The organism is Pseudomonas sp. S31 (assembly GCF_016648105.1).
Taxonomy (GTDB): domain Bacteria; phylum Pseudomonadota; class Gammaproteobacteria; order Pseudomonadales; family Pseudomonadaceae; genus Aquipseudomonas.
Genome location: NZ_JACVVE010000008.1, coordinates 94,319 through 110,444 on the forward strand (window position 1 = coordinate 94,319; position 16,126 = coordinate 110,444).

16 protein-coding genes are annotated in these 16,126 nt (G+C 64.1%); 6 read left to right on the forward strand and 10 right to left on the reverse strand.

All coding sequences use genetic code 11. The annotated features are described in order from the left end of the window. The first annotated feature begins 177 nt into the window (after window positions 1–177). Window positions 178–387 (forward strand): cold-shock protein, encoded by a 210-nt coding sequence (locus IAE37_RS08660; RefSeq protein ID WP_003252255.1) that lies wholly within the window; start codon window positions 178–180, stop codon window positions 385–387. Window positions 388–441: 54 nt separating this feature from the next. On the opposite strand, the gene IAE37_RS08665 is transcribed toward IAE37_RS08660, so the two are convergent. The 3 genes from IAE37_RS08665 to dapE are packed head-to-tail and all read right to left on the reverse strand — an operon-like array spanning window position 442 to window position 2,799. Further along, entirely contained in the window at window positions 442–819 is a 378-nt protein-coding gene (locus tag IAE37_RS08665) for a hypothetical protein (RefSeq protein ID WP_201172317.1), read from the reverse strand. A 16-nt stretch (window positions 820–835) separates the two neighbouring features. Continuing rightward, on the reverse strand, window positions 836–1,648 hold the full coding sequence (locus tag IAE37_RS08670) for a putative RNA methyltransferase (RefSeq protein ID WP_201172318.1): 813 nt from the start codon (window positions 1,646–1,648) through the stop codon (window positions 836–838). Then, complete coding sequence (gene dapE / locus IAE37_RS08675; RefSeq protein WP_201172319.1) at window positions 1,648–2,799, reverse strand: succinyl-diaminopimelate desuccinylase; 1,152 nt, start codon at window positions 2,797–2,799, stop codon at window positions 1,648–1,650. The genes IAE37_RS08670 and dapE overlap by 1 nt, the downstream gene beginning before the upstream one ends. Before the next feature lie 177 nt (window positions 2,800–2,976). On the opposite strand from dapE, the gene IAE37_RS08680 reads away from it, so the two are divergent. The 3 genes from IAE37_RS08680 to IAE37_RS08690 are packed head-to-tail and all read left to right on the forward strand — an operon-like array spanning window position 2,977 to window position 6,733. Next, on the forward strand, window positions 2,977–3,624 hold the full coding sequence (locus tag IAE37_RS08680) for a DUF1120 domain-containing protein (protein WP_201172320.1): 648 nt from the start codon (window positions 2,977–2,979) through the stop codon (window positions 3,622–3,624). Window positions 3,625–3,643: 19 nt separating this feature from the next. Further along, window positions 3,644–4,351, forward strand: a complete 708-nt coding sequence (locus tag IAE37_RS08685) for a fimbria/pilus chaperone family protein (protein WP_201172321.1) — start codon at window positions 3,644–3,646, stop codon at window positions 4,349–4,351. Between the two features lie 27 nt (window positions 4,352–4,378). Beyond that, entirely contained in the window at window positions 4,379–6,733 is a 2,355-nt protein-coding gene (locus tag IAE37_RS08690; protein ID WP_201172323.1) for a fimbria/pilus outer membrane usher protein, read from the forward strand. A 12-nt stretch (window positions 6,734–6,745) separates the two neighbouring features. Here IAE37_RS08690 and IAE37_RS08695 read toward each other — a convergent pair whose 3' ends face one another. Then, a complete protein-coding gene (locus IAE37_RS08695; protein WP_201172325.1) occupies window positions 6,746–9,334 on the reverse strand; it encodes a glycosyltransferase in 2,589 nt (862 codons plus the stop codon). Window positions 9,335–9,466: 132 nt separating this feature from the next. Between IAE37_RS08695 and tcdA the strand changes: the two genes are divergently transcribed. Then, window positions 9,467–10,276 (forward strand): tRNA cyclic N6-threonylcarbamoyladenosine(37) synthase TcdA, encoded by an 810-nt coding sequence (gene tcdA / locus IAE37_RS08700; RefSeq protein WP_201172327.1) that lies wholly within the window; start codon window positions 9,467–9,469, stop codon window positions 10,274–10,276. A 71-nt stretch (window positions 10,277–10,347) separates the two neighbouring features. On the opposite strand, the gene IAE37_RS08705 is transcribed toward tcdA, so the two are convergent. The 6 genes from IAE37_RS08705 to IAE37_RS08730 all read right to left on the reverse strand — a co-directional run bounded on the left by IAE37_RS08705 (window position 10,348) and on the right by IAE37_RS08730 (window position 14,174). Further along, entirely contained in the window at window positions 10,348–10,758 is a 411-nt protein-coding gene (locus IAE37_RS08705; protein WP_201172329.1) for a SufE family protein, read from the reverse strand. Next, a complete protein-coding gene (locus tag IAE37_RS08710) occupies window positions 10,755–11,960 on the reverse strand; it encodes a cysteine desulfurase (protein WP_201172331.1) in 1,206 nt (401 codons plus the stop codon). The genes IAE37_RS08705 and IAE37_RS08710 overlap by 4 nt, the downstream gene beginning before the upstream one ends. A 79-nt stretch (window positions 11,961–12,039) precedes the next feature. Beyond that, window positions 12,040–13,074 (reverse strand): 2,3,4,5-tetrahydropyridine-2,6-dicarboxylate N-succinyltransferase, encoded by a 1,035-nt coding sequence (dapD, locus tag IAE37_RS08715; RefSeq protein WP_201172333.1) that lies wholly within the window; start codon window positions 13,072–13,074, stop codon window positions 12,040–12,042. A gap of 42 nt (window positions 13,075–13,116) precedes the next feature. Beyond that, window positions 13,117–13,464 (reverse strand): ArsC family reductase, encoded by a 348-nt coding sequence (locus tag IAE37_RS08720; RefSeq protein ID WP_201172441.1) that lies wholly within the window; start codon window positions 13,462–13,464, stop codon window positions 13,117–13,119. Window positions 13,465–13,587: 123 nt separating this feature from the next. Continuing rightward, complete coding sequence (locus IAE37_RS08725) at window positions 13,588–13,887, reverse strand: HigA family addiction module antitoxin (protein ID WP_201172335.1); 300 nt, start codon at window positions 13,885–13,887, stop codon at window positions 13,588–13,590. An 8-nt stretch (window positions 13,888–13,895) separates the two neighbouring features. Then, window positions 13,896–14,174 (reverse strand): type II toxin-antitoxin system RelE/ParE family toxin, encoded by a 279-nt coding sequence (locus IAE37_RS08730; RefSeq protein ID WP_201172338.1) that lies wholly within the window; start codon window positions 14,172–14,174, stop codon window positions 13,896–13,898. A 245-nt stretch (window positions 14,175–14,419) separates the two neighbouring features. On the opposite strand from IAE37_RS08730, the gene IAE37_RS08735 reads away from it, so the two are divergent. Next, window positions 14,420–16,066 carry a Na+/H+ antiporter gene (locus IAE37_RS08735; RefSeq protein ID WP_201172341.1) on the forward strand — a complete coding sequence of 549 codons (1,647 nt, stop codon included), beginning with the start codon at window positions 14,420–14,422 and terminating at the stop codon, window positions 16,064–16,066. Window positions 16,067–16,126 lie beyond the last annotated feature (60 nt).

Consider the following 16,126-nt stretch of genomic DNA (forward strand, 5'->3'; position numbering starts at 1 on the left):
CGTATCCGCGCAAGTTCAGCAAAAAACGGTAATTAGTACGCGCCTCATCAATATTTTTTGTTCTGTGTCATATACTCGGCCTGCCACTTGCAAGATATTCAGGCAAGCGGCGTTGGCGCAGGGGGGGACCTTGTGCCTGCAAGGCGATCTTCACAATAAAAAACCGGAGTAGTTCAGATGTCGTCTCGTGAGACTGGGAATGTAAAGTGGTTCAACGATGCCAAGGGTTATGGCTTCATTCAGCGCGAAGGTGGTGCGGATGTCTTCGTCCACTATCGGGCGATCCGCGGTGAGGGGCATCGTACCCTGGTCGAAGGGCAGCGGGTGGAATACGCCTGCGTGCAGGGCCAGAAAGGCCTGCAGGCCGAGGACGTTGTAGGGCTCTGAGCCTCTGGCTGTGTGGGAGCGGCGGTGCGGCGCCGCTCCTACAGAAAAACAGGCTCAGCTAGTACGCCAGGTGATTTCCTCTTCACCGTCGGCACTGATGCGGATCCAGCGATCGGCATCTTCTTCACCGTCTTCCTCGACCCAGCCACCTGGCGCGCAGCGGACTTCCACGTTCAGCGCGGCGAACGCGGCACGGGCGCAAGCGACATCGTCGTCCCATGGAGTCTGGTCGCTTTCCAGGTAAAGACTGTTCCATTTCCCCACAGCCTTGGGTAGCCAGGTGACCGGAATGTTACCGGCCTGGCATTTGAAGGTCTGGCCTTTCTGCTGCCATTCGCTGCACGGGCCGATCGCCTGGGCGAGCCACTGGGCAATCTGCTTGTGGTCGACGTCGGCGTCTTTCAGATAGATCTCGATATCAGGTTGGCGCATAGGGGCTCCGCTGTGCTCAGTCTTGGCGCACGAAATAGTCATAACGCATGGAAACCGTGACCTCGAATGGCTCGGGCTGGTCGATCACCCGGGCGCGTTTCTCGGCGCTGGCGCGCCAGCCATGCGGGGTCATGGCCAGCAGGTCGGCACGGGCCTTGGGCTCGGCCAGGCTCAGGCGAAACTCCAGGGTTTCGCTGTGGCCATGGACCATGCCGGGTGGCACCAGGGCCAGGTGCTTGTCGTCGGCGTAAGGGCGTACTTCATCGTAGAGCACTTCACGCAGTTCCATCAGGTGGCCGCTGGTCGGGCCGACGCGCATCAGGCCGCCACCGGGGCCGAGCACGCGCAGGGCCTCGGTCCAGTCCAGCGGGCTGAACACGCTGGCGATGAACTGGCAGCTGGCATTGGCCAGGGGCACACGGGCCATGCTTGCCACCATCCAGGTCACTGCCGGGGCACGGCGGCAAGCGCGTTTGACCGCTTCGCGGGAGATGTCCAGGGCGTAGCCGTCGGCATCGGGCACTGCCTGGGCGATCTGCGCGGTGTAGTAGCCTTCGCCACAGCCGATGTCGAGCCAGGCGCCGGGCTTGCGCTCGGCGGCAAGCTCGGCCAGGCGCCGGGCCACCGGGGCGTAGTGACCGGCCTCGAGGAAGTCGCGGCGGGCTTCGACCATGGCTTGGTTGTCGCCTGGATCACGGCTGTTCTTGTGCTGCACGGGCAGCAGGTTCAGATAACCCTGGCGGGCGCGGTCGAAGCGGTGCCCGGCGGGGCACACCACGCCGTTGTCGAGCCGTGTCAGGGGGGCCTGGCAAAGAGGACAGGTGAGCATCAGGCGAGCAACCGCACCAGGGTCTGGTAGTAGATTTCGGTCAGCAGGTCGAGGTCGCTGGCCAGGATGCGCTCATCCACCTGGTGGATGGTGGCGTTGACCGGGCCGAGCTCGACCACCTGGGTACCCATGGTGGCGATGAAGCGACCATCGGAAGTGCCGCCGCTGGTGGAGGGTTGAGTATCGCGGCCGGTCACGCCCTTGATGCTGGCCGACACCGCATCGAGCAGTTCGCCCGGCTCGGTGAGGAACGGCAGCCCCGACAGCGCCCAGTCGATCGACCAGTCCAGCTGGTGCTTGTCGAGGATCGCCGAGACTCGCGCCTGCAGGCCTTCGACGGTCGACTCGGTGGAGAAGCGGAAGTTGAACAGCGCGGTCAGCTCTCCGGGCACGACGTTGGTGGCACCGGTACCGGAGTTGAGGTTGGAGATCTGGAAGCTGGTCGGCGGGAAGAACGCGTTGCCTTCGTCCCAGTGCTCGGCGGCCAGTTCTGCCAGGGCTGGCGCGGCCAGGTGGATCGGGTTGCGCGCCAGGTGCGGGTAGGCCACGTGGCCCTGCTTGCCGCGCACGGTGAGTTGGGCGCCCAGCGAGCCACGACGGCCGTTCTTGACCACGTCGCCGAGCAGGGTGGTGCTCGACGGTTCGCCGACGATGCACCAGTCCAGGCGCTCGTTGCGTGCCTTCAGGCGTTCGACCACGGCCTTGGTGCCGTGGTGCGCCGGGCCTTCCTCGTCGCTGGTGATCAAGAAGGCCACCTTGCCGCGGTGGTTCGGGTAGTCGTGCACGAACCGCTCGCAGGCCACCACCATCGAGGCCAGGCTGCCTTTCATGTCGGCGGCGCCACGGCCGCAGAGCATGCCTTGGGCGTCGATCAAGGCCTCGAACGGCTCATGCTGCCACAGCTGCACCGGGCCGGTGGGGACCACGTCGGTGTGGCCAGCGAAGCACAGCACCGGGCCGTCCTGGGTACCGTGCGTGGCCCAGAAGTTGTCGACGTCCTCGATACGCATCGGCTCGAGCTGGAAGCCCACGGCGCCCAGGCGGTTCATCATCTGCGCCTGGCAGTCGGCATCGACGGGGGTGACCGACGGGCGACGGATCAGGTCGCAGGCCAGTCGCAGGGTGGGGGAGAGGTCGGCTGGGGCCGTCATCGTGGTACTCCAGAAGCGGGCAAGGCGGGGCAAGGGGCCGATAGTCTAAAGCAAAACGGCCTGGTGGGCTGTTTCTGAGTTCCAGTGGAATCGTTGCCCCCTGTCTGTGGGATGGGTGGGGAAATAAGCTCCTTTCCGCTTTTGCCAGCAACCTTTCCCAGAAACAAGGAGACTCACATGAAACGGCTACAAAGCTTCGTCTTCGTCACAACCCTGGCCGCCAGCTCCCTGGTACTGGCCAACACCGCGGAAATCCGAGTGACCGGTGAGATCAAACCCGGTGCTTGCCTACCGACCCTCAGCGGTGGCGGCACTTACGATTTTGGCACCATCAGCACGCGGGACCTGCGGTATGACCTCAATACCCGCTTCAACTCTGATTACCAAGCGCTCTCGATCGTGTGCGATGCACCTACCCGGTTTGGCCTGCGTGCGCAGGATGCGCGGGCTTCCAGCGCTCTGCCCGGCGAAATCTACTCGTTTGGCTTGGGCATGAGTGGCGGCAAGCCCATCGGAAACTACAGGCTGGCACTGCGCGGGCCGAGCATCGAGGTCGATGGCAGCACGTCGGTCAATCGTCTCTTTAGCGTTGATGGCGGCGCATCGTGGAGGCTGGAAAACGGTCTGGCCCACACCTTGCTCACCAACCAAATGACCAACACGCTGCACAGCTTCGTACCGGCGGGGCAGACCCAACCGGTGGCGATACAGCGGATGAGTGGTGACCTGCGGGTCAGCATCCTCATCGCCCCGCTCAAGGATCTCGATGTCGGCGATGGCATCCAGCTGGACGGCGCTTCGACGCTCGAAGTGTATTACCTCTAAGCTCGGAGCTGCGGCGAGGATGAAACAGACACTGCTGGGCTGGCTCTGCGTTGCAACGCTGGCCTTGGGAGTGCGAACCGAGGCCTTGGCCGATGGCATGCTTCCGGAGACCTCCGTGGTCGTCGTCAAGCAGGCCGAAGGCGAGGCCTCCATTCGCATACGCAATGACGACCCTGGAGTCGCGTTGCTGCTGGTAGAGATCCAAAACATTCCCGAAGACAACGAAACGTTGCTGTTTCTGACCCAGCCGGCCTGGCGGGTGGAGGCAGGCAAAGAGCAGGTGGTGAGGTTCATCCTGCGAACCGATGTCACCCTGACCACCCAGCGTCTCAAGCGCGTGGTTTTTCGCAGCGTTGCGCAGAGCAAGGGTAATGGGGACTCGGAGGTGGGCGTAGGTTTGCAGCAAAACCTGCCAGTGCTGATTCACCCCAAAGGCCTAGCGCTCGATCGCACGCCCTGGACCTGGTTGCGTTGGAGCCTGCATGACGGCGAGTTGCGGGTGAACAACCCCAGCGCTTACGTCGTACGCTTGGCGCAGGAATTGTCGTTGTTGCCATCGAAACATCCAGCGACATTGGCGCGCAGCTACATTCTGCCTGGTGAGTCGCTGGTGGTCGCGCGTAACGTGCCGAACGGCCCTACCCTGGAGCGGGTTCGCCTGTTGCCGGCGACGGTTTATGGCAATGCGGTCGAAGCCTTCGAGGCGCCGTTGTACAAGCTGCCTTGAATGTTCTGTTCGCGGTGGTTGGCATCTTTGCTGTGCGGGTTCTGCGTATGGCTCGGGGCGATGTCTGCGCGGGCGCAGGATATTGTCTTCGACCCCACGACCCTACGTGAACTTGGCATAGACCCTGCGCTTGCAGACTATCTTGCCCAGTCGCCGCGCTTCACTCCCGGCGAGCACAGGGTAACGTTCCGGCTCAACGGTCGTGCATTGGGCAGCATCGAGGCACGCTTTACCGATGCCGGCGAGCTGTGTTTCGACCCGCCTTTGCTCGAGGCCGCGCAGTTGAAGGCGTTACCGGCCGGGGAGCCGGGTTTGGCGTGCGAACGGTTTCAGCGTCTCTACCCACAGACCGAGGTCCAGTTGGACCCGCAGAATGCAAGGGTGGACGTGGTGGTGCCCACCGAGGCGATGCGTGCCAAAGAACGTATCGCGTCGTTGACGCAGTTCACTTCCGGTGGGGTGGCCGGCATCCTCAATTACGACCTGTCGTGGGCCGAACATCGCCTCAGTGGCGGTGCCCAGAGCAATTGGACGGCCAGGACCGAGCTTGGGCTCAATGCGAATGACTGGGTGCTGCGCAGTAACCAGATCGTCAGCCGCCTCGGTGATCGGCAGCGTTCAGAGCTGCTCGATGCCTACGCTCAGCGTACCTTCGCCAGCCATGCCACGACCCTTCAACTGGGCCAGATTTACCTGACCAACCCGGTGCTCGGTGGCCTCGCGGTGAACGGTGCGCAGGTGTTCCCCGAGCAGGCGTTGATCCATTTCAGGGCGGCTCGAACGATCGAGGGCGTGGCGCAGACTCAGGCCCGTCTGGAACTGCGCCAGGGCGGGCGGTTGATCGACACGCTGTTGGTGCCCGCCGGGCCATTCGCCGTGGAACCGCCGTCGCAGGTGGATGCGAACCGGGCATTGCAGGTGACGATCGTCGAGGCCGACGGGCAGCGGCGTGAGCTGAGGCAGCCGGCTGTGTTGACCTCTGCATTGGATTCCGCTGCAGGGTTTACCTTCGGCCTGGGCACTTTACGCGATCATCCTCAGTCTCCGGGCGTGTTGAGTGTTGGTTGGACTGGCTCCTTCGGCCCAGGCCTGGCTTCGCAGGTGGGCGTGCTTTCCAGTTCCCATTACCAATCGGCAGGGTTCGGCCTGGGGGTACAACCCTGGACCGGTGCCGAGTTGTCGAGCAACGTGCGTCAGGCCTGGCTGCCGCAGGCGGGCGATGGCGGGCAAGGCCAGGTGCAACTGACACAACGGCTGGCGGATAACTGGCAATCGAGCGTCGTTTATCAGCGTCAAACTTCAGGCTACCGAGAGTTCCACGACGCCTTGCCCGGCAGTGACAGCCGCCAACGACGCGTGGCCGAACGTGACCGGTTGAGCCTCGGGGTGTCCTGGCAACATACGAGGTTGGGCAGCTTGAGCCTGGGCAATACGCAGTCGCGCTCAAGCGATGGCAAGCGTTTCGTGATGACCAACCTGGGGTGGTCGAAGCGTTTCGCCCAGCTGACGATCAACGGCAATGTCGATTGGGGGCGCGGTTCCAGCGCAGGGTCCCAGAAATCAGTCCATCTCAGTGCGAGTGCACCGCTGGGCGGCAGTCGACGGCTGCGCGCGTCGTTTTCTGACAGTGGCGAGAGCAGGCGTACCGGCGTCTCCATCAACGAGCGTATCAACGATCAGATGGCCTACGACCTTGGCCTGGAGCGGCAAGGCCACCAGGACGCCTTGCAAAGCCGCATCGGCATGTCGTTGATGTCCAGGTACAACCACATGCGTTTCGATCATGCCGATAACGGTCAAGGCCGGCGCAGCCTGTTTGCCAGCGTGCGCGGCGGTGCCGTCGCCCATGACGCAGGGCTGACGCTGTCGCCCTACACGGTGCAGGATACCTTTGCGCTGCTCAACGTCGGCGAGCTGAGCGATGTCCGGGTCAACACCCCAAGCGGGCCGGTGTGGACCGACGGCCAGGGGCGGGCCCTGGCAGCGCGGGTCGAGCCCTATGGCGAAAGCCCGGTGCAGGTAGAGGCACGCAGCTTGCCGCGCAATGTCGAGCTGGACAACGCCATCGCCACGGTACAGGCGCGGCGAGGCGCGGTGTCGCAGGTAGTGTTCGATGCCTACGAGCGGCGGCGTTTGCTGCTGCATGCCTCGTTCGATGGGCAACCCTTGCCCGCGGGGGCGTCGGTCAGTGATGAGGTTGACGGTTTCGTGACCCTGGTGCAAAACGGTGGCCTGATCTTCGTGCATGACTTTCGCCAAGGCCGCCGCCTGATCGTCGATCTGCCCGAGCGGGGCACCTGTACCTTGGAGTTCCAGCCCGCCGAGCAGGCAGATCACGACCTGTACTACGAAACGCTGCCTGCCACCTGCCAGGCAGCGTGAGGTGCATGCCTGCTAGGCCTGCACGGGGTCTTCCTGCGACAACGGCTTGGGCAGCGACGAGAGCAAGGCCATGATCAGCGCCGCCAGGTATGGCAACGACTGCACCAGCAGCATTGCCACCCAGAAGCGCATGTCCGAGCTCGGCAGTCCCTGCACCAGGTAGATGCCACCCGCCGCGCCCCATAGCAGCAACATGATGAACAGTTCTTCCCGGGCCTCGGAAATTGCCACCAGTACGCCATGGCTGTCGGCGTTTTTCGGTGTGCGGAAGAACGGCATGCTGCTGGTGAAGAAGCCGTACAGCACTGCCTTGGCGATGGTGTGCGACAACGCCAGCCCGGCCAGCGCGGCGGCGAAGGCGTCCTTGAGATTGACCCCCACTGCGCGGCGATAGAGGAAGATGATCTTGCCGACCTTGAAGAAGAACAGCGCCAGCGGCGGGATGGCGAAGATCATCAGCGGCGGGTCGACCCGGTGCGGGACGATGATCATCGCCGCCGACCACAACAGCGCACCCACGGTAAAGAAGATGTTCATGCCATCGGCGATCCACGGCAGCCAGCCAGCCAGGAAGTGGTAGCGCTGGCCGCGGGTCAGTTCGCTGCCCTTGCCGCGCAGCAGGGCGCCGGCATGATGCTTGATGATCTGGATGGCGCCGTAGGCCCAGCGGAAGCGCTGCTTCTTGAAATCGATGAAGGTGTCGGGCATCAGGCCCTTGCCATAGCTGTTGTGGGCGTAGGCGGCCGACAGGCCTTTCTCGAATACGCGCAGGCCGAGCTCGGCGTCTTCGCAGATGCACCACTCGGCCCAGCCGAGTTCCTCGAGCACGGTGCGCCGGGTCATGGTCATGGTGCCATGCTGGATGATCGCGTCGCGGTCGTTACGGGTGACCATGCCGATATGGAAGAACCCCTTGTACTCGCTGTAGCACAGCTTCTTGAAAGCGCTTTCGTGCTGGTCGCGGTAGTCCTGTGGCGACTGCACCACGGCGATCTTCGGGTCGGCGAAATGCGGCACCATGTGCTTCAGCCAATTGCGGTCGACACAGTAGTCCGAGTCGATCACCGCGATCACTTCGGCATCCTTGGCGGTGTGCGGGATCAGGTAATTGAGCGCGCCGCCCTTGAAGCCGGCCAGGGGCGCCACATGGAAAAACCTGAAGCGCGCGCCGAGTTTCTCGCAATGGGCCTTGAGCGGTTCCCACACGGCCGGGTCCTTGGTGTTGTTGTCGATCACCAGTACTTCGTAGTCGGGGTAGTCCAGGGCCGCCAGCGCGTCCAGGGTCTGCTTGACCATCTCCGGCGGCTCGTTGTAGCACGGCACATGCACCGAGACCTTGGGCCGGTAGGCGCTGTCGGCCTGCACCGGCAGGAATTCCCGGCGGCGCTTGTGGATCCACACCGCCTCGGCCAGTTCGTGGGCCTCGGTCAGCAGCACGATGAACACTCCCAGCGCGCCAAGGGCCAGCAACACGCCGACGGTCAGGCTGAACCAGGTGCTGTACTGCTGGCTGTAGTCATAGGCGATCCATACCAGCACCGAACCACAGAGGAAGGTGATGAAGGTGAGGAAGGTCCTGCCGCGCTGGCGCAGGGCCGAACCGTCGATCAGCAGCACGGTGAGGGCGATCATTGCCAGCACCACCGAGGCCACTGCCAGCGCCCGCCATTGCGGAATCGCCACCACCGGGCCCTCGAAGTTGAATTTCTGCTGGCGCTCGGCATTGAACACGCCCCAGTAGGCGCCCACCGATCCCTCGTCGCTGGCTTTCCAGGGCTGGTCGTAGGCCTCGATCACGAAGTAGTTGTAGCCACGGCGGTTGAGGGTATTGACCAGGGTTCGCAGATAGATCGCCTGGTCGGCCTGCGTGGCGTCGGCACCACCGCGCATGCGGCCGTTGCTCGGCCAGCCGACCTCCGACAGCAGCAATGGCTTGCGCGGGAACTGGCGCTTGAGATCGCGGGCGCGATCGAGCACGAATTCCACCGAGTCTTTCATCGGCACGAATTCCCAGTAGGGCAGGATGTGCGCGGCGATCAGGTCGACATGGCGAGCCAGCTCCGGGTGCTCCTTCCAGATGTGCCATTGCTCGGAGGTGGTGACCGGCACCTTGACCGCGGCACGTACCCGGTCCAGGTACTGGATCAGTGCCTCGGGGGTCACCTCTTCGCGGAACAGCGCTTCGTTGCCGACCACCACTCGCACTACGCTGCGCGAGGTGTTGGCCAGCTCGATGGCCTTGCTGATTTCACGCTCGTTGCGCTCGAGGTCGGGGCTGATCCAGATGCCCAGGGTCACGCGCAGGCCCAGCTCTTCGGCCAGGCGCGGGATCTCGGCCTGGGTGCCCTCAACGGTATAGATGCGGATGCTGTCGGTGAGCTTGCTCATCTGCTCCAGGTCCTGGCGCATCTCGTCGTCTGTGGGGTATTGGCCTTTTTGCGGGCTTTCGCCCAGGCGGAACGGCGAGTACGAGAAACCGGAGATCTGCTCAGGCCAGGCCGGGGCGGAGACGGGGCGGTTGACCAGCGCCCAGAAACCGGTGAACAGCGCGGCAATGGCCAGGACCACCACCAGGTTCATGCCCAATTTACGTGAAGACATCGTCGTCCAAATCTGTCGAAGAGATAGGACATTAAAGCAGGGTTAGTAGGCTCTTTCCTAACCGTGGAGGTCATGGGGCAGCTGGCCTATAATGCGCGCCGGTTTTCGAGGTATGAGTCACGGGGTATCGACATGAGCACAGAAGATCCACGTTTTGCCGGCGTTGCCCGCCTGTATGGCGACGACGGCCTGCAACGCCTGCACCAGGCCCATGTGGCGGTGGTGGGGATCGGCGGGGTCGGATCGTGGGCGGCTGAGGCGCTGGCGCGCAGTGGCGTGGGCGAGATCACCCTGTTCGACCTGGATGACGTCTGCGTCAGCAATACCAACCGCCAGGCCCATGCTCTGGAGGGGCAGGTCGGGCGGCCCAAGGTCGAGGTCATGGCCGAGCGCCTGCGGGCGATCAACCCGGCTTGCACGGTGCATGCCGTGGCCGACTTCGTGACCCGCGACACCATGGTCGAGTACATCACCGAAAACCTCGATTGCGTCATCGACTGCATCGACAGCGTGATGGCCAAGGCGGCATTGATCGCCTGGTGTCGGCGGCGCAAGATCGCCGTGGTCACCACCGGTGGCGCCGGCGGGCAGATCGATCCTACGCAGATCCAGATCGGCGACCTCAACAAGACCTTCAACGACCCGTTGGCTTCGCGGGTACGCTCGACCCTGCGCCGCGACTACAACTTCTCGCGCAACGTCAGTCGCAACTATGGCGTGCCGTGCGTGTTCTCCAGCGAGCAACTGCGCTACCCCAAGGGCGATGGCAGCGTGTGCCTGCAGAAGAGCTTCGTCGGTGAAGGTGTACGCCTGGACTGCGCCGGGGGCTTTGGTGCGGTGATGATGGTCACCGCGACCTTCGGCATGGTGGCGGCGAGCAAGGCCGTGGAGAAACTGGTGGCAGGGGCGCGTCGGCCTTCGGAGCGAGTCAAACCCGAATAACCGCGTTGCCTGCTTCGCGGGGCAAGCCCGCTCCTACAGGTACGTGCAACGGCTGGGTCGGCGCCGCCGATTCAGCGATTGCCCGCCAACTCGGCCATCCGCAGCAGCACAGCATGCAGGCCGTTGCTGCGCGAAGGCGACAGCTGCCGCTCCAATCCCAGTTGGCTGAACCAGGCTCGCAGGTCCAGCCCGGCCAGCTCATCGCTCGGCAAGCCCTGCACTCTTACCAGCAATAACCCAAGCAACCCGCGTAGCAGCCGCGCATCGCTGGCAGCCTTGAAGTGCCATCGATCTTCAACCTTCTCTGCCACCAGCCACACCAGGCTCTCGCAGCCGTGCACGCGGTTGGCTTCGACCTTGTCTGCATCATTCAATGGATCGAGCCGGTCACCCCATTGCATCAACAGTCGCGCGCGCTGCTCCCAGCCTCGGGCCTGCTCGAAGTGCTCCAGTGCCTCCCGGGCTGCTGCCGGCAGGCTCATCGCAGCAGCTCCAGGCCCTGGTCGAGCGCCTCGAAGAAGCGCTGCAGGTCGTCGCTGTCGTTGTACAGCCCCAGCGATACCCGGATCGCGCCTTCCAGCCCCAGCCCCTTGAGCAGTGGCATAGCACAGTGGTGGCCGGCACGTACGGCGATACCTTGCTCGGTCAGCACATGGGCGATGTCGGCATTGTGCACGCCGTCGATGACGAAACTGGCCAGTGCCGCCTGGGGGGCGCCGAGCACTCGCACACCCTCGCGGTCGTTCAGGCCGCGCAGCAGGTGCTGGTGCAGGCTCGCCTCATGGGCCTGGACGGCCTGCAGGTCGAGGCTGGCCAGGTAGTCCAGGGTCGCGCCCAGGCCGATCACCCCGGCGATCGGCGGCGTGCCGGCCTCGAAGCCCAGCGGCGCAGGGCGGAAGCTGGCGCCCTGGTAGTCGGCCAGTTGCACCATTTCGCCGCCGAATTGCCAGTGGCGCAGCAGCCCCAGCGCTTCGGGCCGGCCATACAGCACGCCCACACCTTCCGGCCCGTACAGCTTGTGGCTGGAAAACACATGGAAGTCGCAACCCAGCTCGCTCACGTCGGTACGCCCGTGAACAACGCCCTGGGCCCCGTCCACCACGGTCAGCGCGCCCTGGGCGCGGGCATGGGCGAGCAGGGCGGGCAACGGTTGCCAGGTGCCGAGCACGTTGGACAGCTGGCTGACCGCCAGTACCCGCGTGCGCGGGCCGATCAATTGCAGGGCCTGGTCCAGGTCGATGCAGCCGCGTGCATCCAGCGGCAACACCACCAGACGCAGGTTGCGCCGCTGCGCCAGCTGCTGCCAAGGCAGCAGGTTGGCGTGGTGCTCGAGGGCGCTGATGGCGATCTCGTCGCCAGGCTCGAAACGATACTCCAGGCCGTAGGCCAGCAGGTTCAGCGCCGAGGTGGCTCCGTGGGTGAAGACGATCTGCCGCGAGTCACCGGCATTGAGCCAAGCCGCCAGCTTGTCGCGGCAGGCTTCGAAGGCTTGGGTCGCCAGGGCGCCAGGCAAATGCTGGGCACGGTGCACGTTGGCCGCGCCATGGCCGTAATAGTGGCCGAGGGCGTCGAGCAAGGCTTGCGGCTTTTGGGTAGTGGCGGCGCTGTCCAGGTAGGTCTGGTGCTGCCGTTGCAGAGCGGCAATGGCGGGGAAATCGGCTCGCCAGGGGGAGGGCTGGAACATGTGAGCGGGGCCTGGAATGAAAAATCGGGTCTGACACGACATCAGACCCGATCTTATCACTTCAAACCGCGCAGGGTTCTCAGTTGTGGGCGTGCAGCGCCTCGTTCAGCTCGATGGCCGACTTGTGGGTCTTGCATTCCACGGCCCCGTTCAGCGAGTTGCGGCGGAACAGCAGGTCGGTCTGGCCGGCCAGGTCGCGGGCCTTGACTACCTTGACCAGGACGTTGTTCTCGTCCAGCAGGTTCACCTTGGTGCCGGCGGTGATGTACAGGCCTGCTTCTACGGTGTTGCGGTCGCCCAGCGGAATGCCGATACCGGCGTTGGCACCGATCAGGCAGCCTTCGCCGACCTTGATGACGATGTTGCCACCACCGGACAGGGTACCCATGGTCGAGCAGCCGCCGCCCAGGTCCGAACCCTTGCCGACGAACACGCCAGCGGACACGCGGCCTTCGATCATGCCCGGGCCTTCGGTGCCGGCATTAAAGTTGACGAAGCCTTCGTGCATGATGGTGGTGCCTTCGCCGATGTAGGCGCCCAGGCGCACGCGGGCGGTGTCGGCGATGCGCACGCCGGCCGGGACCACGTAGTCGGTCATCTTCGGGAACTTGTCCACCGAGAACACTTCCAGCAGCTCGCCCTTCAGGCGTGCTTCCAGTTGCAGTTCGGCCAGTTCGCTCAGGTCGACGGCGCCCTGGTTGGTCCAGGCCACGTTCGGCAGCAGCGGGAAGATGCCGGCCAGGCTCACGCCGTGCGGCTTGACCAGGCGGTGCGAAAGCAGGTGCAGCTTGAGGTAGGCCTCTGGGGTCGAGCTCAGCGCGGCGTCTTCGGCCAGCACGGTGGCGACCAGCGGCTTGTGGCTTTCGGCCAGGCGGGTCAGCAGGGCGGCCTGGGCGGCGTCGATGCCTTTGACGGCTTCGGCCAGCTGTGCGGCCTGGGCGGTGCTGAAGGTGATGGCCTGGTTGCCGCCTTCGTAGCCGAGGATCGGGGCGATGGCCGCGACCAGCTCGGCGCTCGGGTTGAGCAGCGGTTGGGCGTAGAAGACTTCCAGCCAGGTGCCCTGGCGGTTTTGCGAGCCGACACCGAAGGCCAGGCTGAACAGAGTGGTGGACATAGCGTTACCTCGTACGAAATAGGGGGTGGAGCGTGGACGGACTCAGGCCAGTGCCGCGGCGTACAGGTCGGGCTTGAAGCCGACCAGGGTGCGCTCGCCAAGGTCGAGCACCGGGCGCTTGATCATCGACGGCTGGGCCAGCATCAGCTCGACGGCCTTGGCCTGATCGAGGTCGGCCTTGCTGGCGTCGTCGAGCTTGCGGAAGGTGGTGCCGGCACGGTTGAGGATGACTTCCCAACCATGTTCGTCGCACCAGCGGTTCAGGCTGTCGCGGTCGATGCCCTGGGTCTTGTAGTCGTGGAATTCGTAGCCGATGGCCTTGTCTTCGAGCCAGGTGCGGGCTTTTTTCATGGTGTCGCAGGCTTTGATGCCGTAGAGCGTGTAGGTCATCGTCTTCATTGGGGAGGCGCCGCCCCAATCTCTCCGTTGCCGAATGTCAGTCGCGGGATTATGCGGGAACGATCCTTGCGGCGCCACGTCCATGGTGTGGCTGTTTGTTGATTGGGAGGGGTTTCAGGCAACCAGGCGCTGTACCGAACCGAGGATCTGAGCGCCATGTTGTTGTTCTGCCGTGCGCAGGTCGAAGGCGCTTTGCAGGTTGAGCCAGAATTCGGGGGAGGTATCCAGGCAGATGGACAGGCGCAGCGCCATGTCCGCGGAAATACCGCCTCGTTCGCGCAGGATATTGTTCACAGTGGGCGTGGCGACACCCAATGCCCTGGCCAGCGCGGCTGCGCTGAAACCAAGTTCCTTCTGGAAGTCCTCACGCAGGACCTCTCCGGGGTGGATGGGACGCATACCGTTCTTGAGCATGGTGCACCTCAATGGTAATCGACAATTTCGACGTGGGCTGGACCGTTGTCGGTCCAAGTGAAACACAGGCGCCACTGGTCGTTTATACGGATACTGTGCTGGCCTGCTCGGTTGCCGTGCAAAGCCTCGAGACGGTTGCCCGGTGGGGACCTGAGGTCGCGCAATTCTGAGGCAGCATCGAGCATGGCCAGCTTGCGTTCCGCGACTGACTTGATGTCCGACCACCGCCGCGTCTTTCCAGTAGTAAAGAGCGTCTGGGTATCGGTACAGCTGAAGCTTCGAATCATGCTCGGAACGCTTAACGTTATTCGTTAAGGTCGATTATACGAGGATGCGCCCTCTTTGCAAGTCTGCGTGACATGCACTTACCCGAAGTCGCCACACCCTGTTGAGTATTATCATGTTACATATTTGCCCACCCCTTGCGACTATCGTGCAGCGGATCCGTCGCGCCCGACCCCGCTAACATGTTGTTTCAATGGCGATGTTTCGCCCCGCTGTAGTTCTAGGTTCACAAAGGAAGCTTTCACGGATGCAGTCCGCCTATACCGTCCTCATCCTGCTGACGCTGGTAAGTGTGTCGAAACTGGTGGCGCGGGTCATCCCGCTGCCGTTGCCGTTGTTGCAGATCGCCGCCGGGGCGCTGCTGGCCTGGCCGACGCTCGGCTTGCACGTCGCCCTCAACCCCGAACTGTTCCTGTTCCTGTTCCTGCCGCCGCTGCTGTTCGCCGATGGCTGGCGTATCCCCAAACGCGAGCTGTGGCACATCCGTGGCCCGGTGGTGGCCTTGGCAGTAGGGCTGGTGCTGTTCACCGTGGTGGGGGCAGGGTATTTCATCCATTGGTTGCTGCCGTCGATCCCGCTGCCGGTCGCGTTCGCCCTGGCGGCGGTGCTGTCGCCTACCGATGCCGTGGCGGTTTCAGCCATCGCCCAGGACCGCCTGCCTACCCCGCTGATGCGCATCCTGCAAGGCGAGGCGCTGATGAACGACGCGTCTGGCCTGGTGACCTTCAAGTTCGCCCTGGCTGCGGCGATCACCGGCGTGTTCTCGCTGACCGATGCCAGCCTCAGTTTCGTTCTGGTCGCTCTCGGTGGCCTGGCAGTGGGGGTGGCCTTGAGTTGGCTGATCGGTCGCCTGCGCGCCTGGATGATCGCCCGTGGCTGGGACGACCCGGCGACCCATGTTGTGTTCATGTTGCTGTTGCCGTTCGCCGCCTACGTACTGGCCGAGCGCCTGGGCGTCTCGGGCATTCTCTCAGCGGTGGCGGCCGGCATGATGCAGAGCTGGCTCGACCTGCTACCGCGCCAGACCAGCACCCGATTGCTCAACCGCAGTGTCTGGTCGTTGCTGGAGTTCGCCTTCAACGGGCTGATATTCCTGCTGCTGGGCCTGCAGTTGCCCGACATCATCAAGGCCGTGGTCAGCCACGAGGCCACGGTGTGGCCAACCCTGGCCTGGCGGTGCCTGGACGTGGTGGCGATCTTCGCGGCATTGGTGCTGCTGCGCTTCATCTGGGTGCAGAGCATCTGGCGAGCGGTCGGTGCGGTACGCCGTTGGCGCGGCAAGCCGGCGCTGGTGTCGGTGCCTACCGCGCGTTCCTGCTGGTTGATCACCCTGGGTGGCGTGCGCGGTGCGGTGACTCTCGCTGGTGTGATGTCGGTACCGCTGCTGATGGGCGCGGGCAAGGCATTCCCCGAGCGTGACCTGCTGATTTTCATCGCTGCCGGGGTGATCCTGCTGTCGCTGATCAGTGCCTGTATCGCCCTGCCGTTGCTGTTGCGTGGTGTGGTCAAGAGCCCTGACGAGCGCCTGCACCAAGAGGTGCAAGAGGCCTGGCGGCGTACGGCCGAGGCGGCGATCCACGCGCTGGAGGCCGAGGAAGTGATCGACACCCATGCCCCCCAGGATGCCGCGCAGGCGACCATGGCCACAGAGCTCAAGGCGCGATTGATGGCCGAGTACCGGGACGAGCTGGACAGCTACAACGACACCGCCGAAGCGCGGGCCTTGGCCGAGCAGATGGACTTGCTCGAGCGCCGTCTGCGGGTGCGTGCGCTAAGGGCGCAGCGACTGGAGTTGTACAACCTGCATCGCCAGCATCAGGTGGGCGATGAAGTGGTGCGGCAGGTGCTGGGGGAGCTGGATATGAAAGAAGCGAATCTGGGGCCGGTCAAATAGGCCTGCTTATGGCCATTGGCCTGTGGGAGCGGGCTTGCCCCGCGAATGGGGCGCAAAGCG

Excerpts from the sequence above, each read along its gene's own strand:
- IAE37_RS08705 (WP_201172329.1), bottom strand. The coding sequence starts at position 10,758 with ATGAGCCTGCCGGCAGCAGCCCGGGAGGCACTGGAGCACTTCGAGCAG.
- IAE37_RS08735 (WP_201172341.1), top strand. The coding sequence starts at position 14,420 with ATGCAGTCCGCCTATACCGTCCTCATCCTGCTGACGCTGGTAAGTGTG.
- dapE (WP_201172319.1), bottom strand. The coding sequence starts at position 2,799 with ATGACGGCCCCAGCCGACCTCTCCCCCACCCTGCGACTGGCCTGCGAC.
- IAE37_RS08685 (WP_201172321.1), top strand. The coding sequence starts at position 3,644 with ATGAAACAGACACTGCTGGGCTGGCTCTGCGTTGCAACGCTGGCCTTG.
- tcdA (WP_201172327.1), top strand. The coding sequence starts at position 9,467 with ATGAGCACAGAAGATCCACGTTTTGCCGGCGTTGCCCGCCTGTATGGC.
- IAE37_RS08725 (WP_201172335.1), bottom strand. The coding sequence starts at position 13,887 with ATGCTCAAGAACGGTATGCGTCCCATCCACCCCGGAGAGGTCCTGCGT.
- IAE37_RS08695 (WP_201172325.1), bottom strand. The coding sequence starts at position 9,334 with ATGTCTTCACGTAAATTGGGCATGAACCTGGTGGTGGTCCTGGCCATT.
- IAE37_RS08660 (WP_003252255.1), top strand. The coding sequence starts at position 178 with ATGTCGTCTCGTGAGACTGGGAATGTAAAGTGGTTCAACGATGCCAAG.
- dapD (WP_201172333.1), bottom strand. The coding sequence starts at position 13,074 with ATGTCCACCACTCTGTTCAGCCTGGCCTTCGGTGTCGGCTCGCAAAAC.
- IAE37_RS08710 (WP_201172331.1), bottom strand. The coding sequence starts at position 11,960 with ATGTTCCAGCCCTCCCCCTGGCGAGCCGATTTCCCCGCCATTGCCGCT.
- IAE37_RS08670 (WP_201172318.1), bottom strand. The coding sequence starts at position 1,648 with ATGCTCACCTGTCCTCTTTGCCAGGCCCCCCTGACACGGCTCGACAAC.
- IAE37_RS08730 (WP_201172338.1), bottom strand. The coding sequence starts at position 14,174 with ATGATTCGAAGCTTCAGCTGTACCGATACCCAGACGCTCTTTACTACT.
- IAE37_RS08680 (WP_201172320.1), top strand. The coding sequence starts at position 2,977 with ATGAAACGGCTACAAAGCTTCGTCTTCGTCACAACCCTGGCCGCCAGC.
- IAE37_RS08720 (WP_201172441.1), bottom strand. The coding sequence starts at position 13,464 with ATGACCTACACGCTCTACGGCATCAAAGCCTGCGACACCATGAAAAAA.
- IAE37_RS08665 (WP_201172317.1), bottom strand. The coding sequence starts at position 819 with ATGCGCCAACCTGATATCGAGATCTATCTGAAAGACGCCGACGTCGAC.